The sequence below is a fragment of the Rathayibacter sp. VKM Ac-2754 genome (assembly GCF_009807095.1).
Lineage (GTDB): Bacteria > Actinomycetota > Actinomycetes > Actinomycetales > Microbacteriaceae > Rathayibacter.
Genome location: NZ_WUCC01000018.1, coordinates 25,301 through 31,770, shown reverse-complemented (window position 1 = coordinate 31,770; position 6,470 = coordinate 25,301). Strand labels below are relative to the sequence as shown.

Below are 6,470 nucleotides of genomic sequence, written 5' to 3'. Positions count from 1 at the left end.
CGTTCGACCGTGCTGCGCCACCCCCGCTCTCCTTCTGCAGAGAGCACGATCCGTGCTTCGCGCCGGGTCGCGAGCTAGGGTGGGGCGGTGCGGCGTCGAGCCGCACACCCTCGCCTCGAGCGAGACAACTCCACAGAGCACCATCACCCAGCACGACGGCAGCGCATCACCACGACAGGCGAGGAACGCATGGACGACTCAGGATCCGACCGCAAGGACCGCGGAGGCGACGAGCGCGACCAGCGCCCGCCGCGCGCCGGCCGTTCCGACCGACCCGCCTCCGGTGGTCAGGCTCGGCGAGGCGACGACCGTCCTGCCCGTGATGGTGCCTCCCGTCCCCGCAGGGATGGCGACTCCCGTCCCCGACGTGACGGTGACTCCGCTCCTCGTCGTGATGGCGACTCGCGTCCGCGCCGTGATGGCGACTCGCGTCCGCGCCGTGACGGCGATGCGGCTCCCCGCCGCGAGGGTGGATACCCCCCTCGTCGTGACGGCGACTCCGCTCCTCGTCGTGACGGCGATTCGCGCCCCCGTCGTGATGGCGACTCTTCTTCTCGTCGTGAGGGCGGTTATCCGCCCCGTCGTGATGGTGACTCTTCTTCTCGTCGTGAGGGCGGTTATCCGCCCCGTCGTGACGGCGACTCCGCTCCTCGTCGTGACGGTGAGTCGCGGCCCCGTCGAGAGGGTGGCTATCCGCCCCGTCGTGACGGCGACTCTGCTCCTCGTCGTGACGGTGACTCGCGGCCCCGTCGCGAGGGCGGTTACCCGCCCCGACGCGATGGTGATTCTGCTCCTCGTCGTGAGGGCGGTTACCCGCCCCGACGCGACGGAGACTCGCGGCCGCGCGGCGATGCCGGCTCGAGGCCGTCGCGCGACGGCGACTCGCGCGGAGGCCGTGGCGACTCGGCACCCCGCTGGGACGACCGGCGCGGAGGCGGCGACCGCCAGGGCGGAGCAGGTCGCGGCGGATTCGCCGGCCGCGGCGGCCCGCGCGAGGAGCCGGAGATCTCGGAGGAGGAGCGCGAGCGCCGTTCGCTGCAGTCAGTGCGCCCGCGCCACGACGACCCCGAGCTGCCCGACGACGTGCAGGCGAAGGACCTCGACCGCGGAGCGCGCAACGAGCTGCGCACGCTGACGAAGGAGAACGCCGAGTGGGTCGCCATGCACCTGGTGATGGCCGGTCGTCTGCTCGAGGAGGATCCTGAGCTCGCGCACCGGCACGTCCTCTCGGCGGCCCGTCGCGCCGGGCGGATCGCGATCGTGCGCGAGTCGCTCGCGATCTCGGCCTACGCCATCGGCGACTACGCGCTCGCGCTGCGTGAGCTGCGGACCTATCGGCGGATCTCCGGGTCGGACGAGCAGGTGCCGCTCATGGTCGACAGCGAGCGTGGAGTCGGCCGGCCCGACAAGGCGCTCGAGCTCGGACGCTCGATCGACCGCACCGCGCTCAGCCCCGGCGCGCAGGTCTCGCTCGCGATCGCCATGTCGGGGGCGCGCCTCGATCTCGGTCAGACCGAGCTCGCGCTGATGGAGCTCGAGATCCCGCAGCTCGAGCCGGATCGAGCCTTCTCGTACAGCCCGCCGCTGTTCGCCGCCTACGCACTCGTCCTCGAGGAGCTCGGGCGCACCGAGGAGGCGGCCACCTGGCAGCGTCGCGCCGACATCGCCGAACGCGCGGTCTTCGCCGCCGAGGGTGGCGGTGACGACGAGACGATCGAGGTCATCGAGGAGGAGAGCGACGATCTGCTCCCCGAGCCGGCCGCACAGGAGGTGGCCGACATCGAGGATCAGCCGACGGAGGAGCCTGACGACGCGATCGTCACGGACGACGACGCGGTCACCTCCGAGGCCGACAGCTCGCACATCGAGATCTCCGACGCCGCGACTCCCGACGCCGACATCCCCGATGGCGCGACCCCCGACGCCGGAACCCCCGACGCCGACGCTCCGGACCCCGAGATCCCCGACACCGCCGAGGAGGCGCACGATGTTCCGCAGCGCGAAGACTGACCCCACCCCGCTCGACGGGCGCGACGCCGTCCTCGCCGATCTCGACGGCGTCGTCTACAAGGGCGCCGACGCGATCCCGTACGCCGTGGACAGCCTGAACAGCGCCGGCGAGTCGCTCCGCGTCGGGTACATCACCAACAACGCCTCCCGCACCGATGTCTCGGTCGCCGGGCACCTGTCCGACCTCGGGCTCGTGGTGCGCCCGGAGGACGTGGTCACCTCGCCGCAGGCGGCCGTCGTGCTGCTGGCCGACCTCGTGCCGGCCGGCTCGACCGTCCTCGTCGTCGGCGGCGAGGGACTGACCACCGAGGTCGAGCGCGCGGGATTCACGGTCACGCGCAGCGCCGAGGAGTCGCCCGCCGCCGTGATCCAGGGCTTCGCGCCGACCGTCGGCTGGGAGCAGCTGGCCGAGGCCTCGTTCGCGCTGCACACCGGGATCCCGTGGGTCGCGACGAACACCGACTGGACGATCCCCGTCGCCCGCGGCATCGCTCCCGGCAACGGCACCCTGGTGTCGGCCGTGCACACCGCAGTGGGTCGCCTCCCCGTCGTCGCCGGCAAGCCGGAGCGCGCGATCTTCGACGCCGCGACCGCGCGGTTCGGCTCGACGAATCCGCTCTTCATCGGCGACCGCCTCGACACCGACATCGCGGGTGCCAACGCGGCCGAGATGGCCAGCGCCCACGTCCTCACCGGCATCGACCGCGCGAAGCAGCTGCTGGCCGCCGAGCCGAAGCTGCGTCCGCAGTACATCCTCGGCGACCTGCGCGAGCTGCACCTGCCCTACCCGGCGACGACGATCGCGAAGAACGGCACGCACTCGGTGCGCTCGGCGAAGGTGCGACTCGAGGGCGACTCCGTCGTCATCGTCAGCGCGGGCGACGACGCGACCGATCTCCTCCGCGCCGCCTGCTCGGTGATCTGGAGCTCGGGTCGCGCGATCTACGGGCTCGACGTCCCGGAGTCGCTCTACAGCTGAGTCGCGGGCTCCTCCGCGTCGCCGCGCAGGAGGAGCCCGTTCAGGCGACCGGCGAGCAGCACCGCGCCCAGCGCGACGACGGCGCCGTAGAGGAAGATCGCGCCGAACACGGCCGCCCCGCCTCCGATCAGACCGGTCACGGTCGCGGCGATCAGCCCGGTCAGCGCGAGCGAGACCGATCCGCCGGTCGAGTCGCCGATCTGCAGGGCCGAGCTGTTGAAGCCCTCGCGCCCCGGCGCCGACAGGGCGAGCGTCAGCGTGCCCATCCGCGGGAACATCGCGCCCATCCCGCCGCCCGCGACGAACCAGCCGACTCCCGCGACGATCGGCGAGAGGGTGAGCGCGACCGTGATCACGACGATCAGGATGCCCGCCAGCAGCAGCGCCGTGCCCAGTCGCATCGCGTTCCCGTGCGACAGCCGGGTGCCGGGGCGGCCCTGGAGGTTCGAGCCGAGCGCCCACGAGACCGCGCCCGCCGTCAGCGTCGCGCCCGAGAGCCACGGCGGCAGGCCGTACTGCTCGCTCAGCAGCAGCGGGAGGTAGACCTCGGTCCCGAAGAAGGCGGCGGCGACCAGCGCTCGGAGCAGCACCGTCGACGGCAGCACTCCGCGCGCCAGCAGGGTCCCGGCGGGCAGGAGCGCCCGCACCGCCACCACGACCACGACGATCGCTCCGGCGGCGAGGAGTGTCGACAAGGCGGGCGCGATCTCGGCGCTCGTGCTGAGCACGACGACTCCGGCTGCGACGACGACGGCGCGGGCCACCCGGCCGACGGCGCCGCGATCGAAGGGGCGCAGCTCCTGCGGTTCGAGCGCGCGGAGGGTCGGAGCGATCACCGCGCTCGCGACCCCCACCAGCACGACGACTCCGAGGAACACCCAGTGCCAGCTCGCCAGCTCGGCGACGAGGCCGGCGGCGAGCGGACCCACGAGGGAGGGGATCACCCAGGCGGCGGCGAAGGCGCCGAAGATCCTCGGGTGCAGATCGGCGGGGAACACCCGGGCGACGAGCACGTAGAGGGTGACGGTGATGCCTCCGCTGCCCAGGCCCTGCAGCAGTCGTGCCGCGACGAACACGCCCATCGACGTCGCGGTGCCGGCCGCGATCAGGCCGATCGCGAAGAGCAGGATCGCGGTGACGAGCGCGGGCGTGGGTCCGCGCCGATCGGCGGACGAGCCCGCGGCGACCATCCCGACGACGGCCGCCGCCAGTGTCGCGGCGAAGGCGAGCGGGTAGAGTGCGCGGCCGTCGAGGTCGGCGCTGACGATCGGCATGATCGTCGTCACGGCCAGCGCCTCGAACGCACTGAGGAACACCAGGCTGGTGGTTCCGACGGTGGTCAGGAGGAAGGGAGCCGAGGTGATGCCGCGGCGATCGTCGGAACGCACCCGCTCCACACTACGCCGAGCGGTCAGCGGTAGACGGCCCAGTCGTCCTTCGCGAGGACGGTGCGTGCTCCGTCGATCTCGACGACCCAGCCGGCGTCGTCGCGCTCGAGGTAGCGGCCCTGCACGATCTCGGGCGCCCAGCCGCCGTCGCGGGACGAGACCCAGCGAACGAAGCGCACGGTGCCTCCGCGGCGGAAGAGGGTTCCGTTGTTGTCGCTCACGAGGAGGCCTCCGATCGGTCGGGCTCGGGGATGAGATGGAGTCCGCTCCTGCTGTGGGCGGCCTCGGACAGCGCGCGGAGCCACTGGGTGTTGAGCTCGGTGACCCGGGAGTCGTACTCGTAGCGGGTGGCGATCGTCGGGTGCATCCAGAGCTCGGTGCGGCATGCGGCGTGCTCGTCGTCGATCACGAGGAGGACGCCCTCGCCGCGGCGGTACCGCGAGGTGATGACGCGCTGCAGGTGCGCGAGCGCACGATCGTCGAAGGGGTGCGCGCTGGACGGCGCACCGTAGAGGAGGCGTCCCATGCTCTGCTATCCCTCCGTGCTGCGCGAGAACGCGGCGCGCTCGCTCTTTTCGAGTCTAGGGAGTGGTTGAGCGCCTTAGCTAAGTCCCGGAAGGCGCACTGCGTTTGCGGAACACGCGGGCCGGCATCGCGGAGAAGTGGTTCGATGGCGGAGGCGAGTTCCCGACCGGGGCGCCACCCCGACGCCTCGGAAGGCGCGATGCCATGGACGATCGACCCGACCTGTACGCGCTGCTCACCCGCCTGCGCTCGGCCGAACGCGACTACGACGGCCGGGTGGAGCGCCGTCTCGGGATCGGCACCACCGACCTCGCTGCGCTGCGTCTGATCGGGATGGGAGCGGCCGACGACGAGATCGTGCGCGGCGTCGACCTCGCGAACGCGCTCAAGATCACGACCGCCGCGGTCTCGCTCCTGGTCGACCGCCTCGTGCGGGCCGGCTACGTCGCCCGCGAGCCCGATCCCTCCGACGGCCGGGGCCGCATCCTCTGCCTGAGCGAGAGCGCCCAGAGGGCGATCAGCGAGACCGACGCGCCGACCTACGGTGCGATCCGGACGCTCGCCGACGGGATCCCCGACGAGGAGGCGGTGCGCTTCGGCGCGCTGCTCGACGGGGTCAGCCGGATCCTCGAGGAGCAGCCGGAGAGCTGAGCGGCACGCGCTCCCCCGACCGTCAGCGGGTCAGGCGGTCGATCAGCTCGCGGTAGCGGGCCGCGGTGCGCTCGACGATCTCGTGCGGCAGGGCGGGCGGCGTGCCCTGGCCGTCCCACTCGCTCGAGAGCCAGTCGCGGACGATCTGCTTGTCGAACGACTCGCCGCGGCGGCCCGCGTCGTACGCCTCGGCGTCCCAGTAGCGCGAGGAGTCGCTGGTGAGCACCTCGTCGGCGAGCGTGACGACTCCCGAGGCCGGCTCGACGCCGAACTCGAACTTGGTGTCGGCGAGGATGACGCCGCGGGCGAGGGCGATCGCCGCCGCCTCCGCGTAGACGCGCAGCGAGAGGGTGCGCAGCGCCTCCGCGGCCGCGTCGCCGACGATCTCGACGGTGCGCTCGAAGGTGATGTTCTCGTCGTGCTCGCCCTGCGGAGCCTTCCAGGCGGGCGTGTAGATCGGCTCGGGCAGGCGGTCGCCGTCCTGCAGGCCCTCGGGGAGGGCGACGCCGCAGACGGAGCCGGTCGAGCGGTACTCCTTCCACCCGCTGCCCGAGAGGTAGCCGCGCACGACGCACTCGATCGGGAACATGTCGAGCGTCTTCACCAGCATCGCCCGGCCGCGCACGGCCTCCGGGACGTCGCCGGGCAGCAGGTGGTTCGGCACATCCGCCAGCTGCGCGAACCACCAGAGCGACAGCTCGGTCAGCAGCTCGCCCTTGCCGGGGATGCCGGGCTCGAGGACGCTGTCGTAGGCGCTGACGCGATCGCTCGCGACCACGAGCATGCGGTCGGCACCGAGGACGGGGTCGGCGTCGTCGGGCGTGTAGAGGTCGCGGACCTTGCCGGAGTAGGTGTGCTGCCAGCCGGGCAGGGGCGTCTCGGAGTCGAAGGCGGGGGAGTCGTCGCGGGTCACCCGG

Annotated in this window: 7 protein-coding genes; 3 read left to right on the top strand and 4 right to left on the bottom strand. The window is 72.5% G+C overall.

What is annotated here, in order from left to right; genetic code table 11:
* Window positions 1-1,044 precede the first annotated feature (1,044 nt).
* Both GRS92_RS18440 and GRS92_RS18435 read left to right on the top strand, forming a co-directional pair.
* Window positions 1,045-2,010, top strand: a complete 966-nt coding sequence (locus GRS92_RS18440) for a hypothetical protein (RefSeq protein ID WP_235022123.1) — start codon at window positions 1,045-1,047, stop codon at window positions 2,008-2,010.
* A complete protein-coding gene (locus tag GRS92_RS18435) occupies window positions 1,988-2,989 on the top strand; it encodes an HAD-IIA family hydrolase (RefSeq protein ID WP_159859722.1) in 1,002 nt (333 codons plus the stop codon). The genes GRS92_RS18440 and GRS92_RS18435 overlap by 23 nt, the downstream gene beginning before the upstream one ends.
* Here the strand turns inward: GRS92_RS18435 and GRS92_RS18430 are convergent.
* Genes GRS92_RS18430 through GRS92_RS18420 form a run of 3 tightly spaced genes read right to left on the bottom strand, consistent with a single transcriptional unit; the run spans window position 2,980 to window position 4,903 of the window.
* Window positions 2,980-4,377 (bottom strand): MFS transporter, encoded by a 1,398-nt coding sequence (locus tag GRS92_RS18430; RefSeq protein WP_235022122.1) that lies wholly within the window; start codon window positions 4,375-4,377, stop codon window positions 2,980-2,982. The genes GRS92_RS18435 and GRS92_RS18430 overlap by 10 nt on opposite strands.
* A 23-nt stretch (window positions 4,378-4,400) precedes the next feature.
* Window positions 4,401-4,598, bottom strand: a complete 198-nt coding sequence (locus GRS92_RS18425) for a hypothetical protein (RefSeq protein ID WP_159859719.1) — start codon at window positions 4,596-4,598, stop codon at window positions 4,401-4,403.
* The gene (locus tag GRS92_RS18420) at window positions 4,595-4,903 is read right to left on the bottom strand and encodes a DUF7882 family protein (RefSeq protein ID WP_159859717.1); all 309 of its coding nucleotides are present in this window, start codon (window positions 4,901-4,903) and stop codon (window positions 4,595-4,597) included. Before GRS92_RS18420 ends, GRS92_RS18425 begins: the two co-directional genes overlap by 4 nt.
* Window positions 4,904-5,106: 203 nt before the next feature.
* On the opposite strand from GRS92_RS18420, the gene GRS92_RS18415 reads away from it, so the two are divergent.
* Complete coding sequence (locus tag GRS92_RS18415; protein ID WP_159859714.1) at window positions 5,107-5,553, top strand: MarR family winged helix-turn-helix transcriptional regulator; 447 nt, start codon at window positions 5,107-5,109, stop codon at window positions 5,551-5,553.
* A 22-nt stretch (window positions 5,554-5,575) separates the two neighbouring features.
* On the opposite strand, the gene GRS92_RS18410 is transcribed toward GRS92_RS18415, so the two are convergent.
* Complete coding sequence (locus tag GRS92_RS18410) at window positions 5,576-6,466, bottom strand: phosphoribosylaminoimidazolesuccinocarboxamide synthase (RefSeq protein ID WP_159859711.1); 891 nt, start codon at window positions 6,464-6,466, stop codon at window positions 5,576-5,578.
* Between the last annotated feature and the right edge of the window lie 4 nt (window positions 6,467-6,470).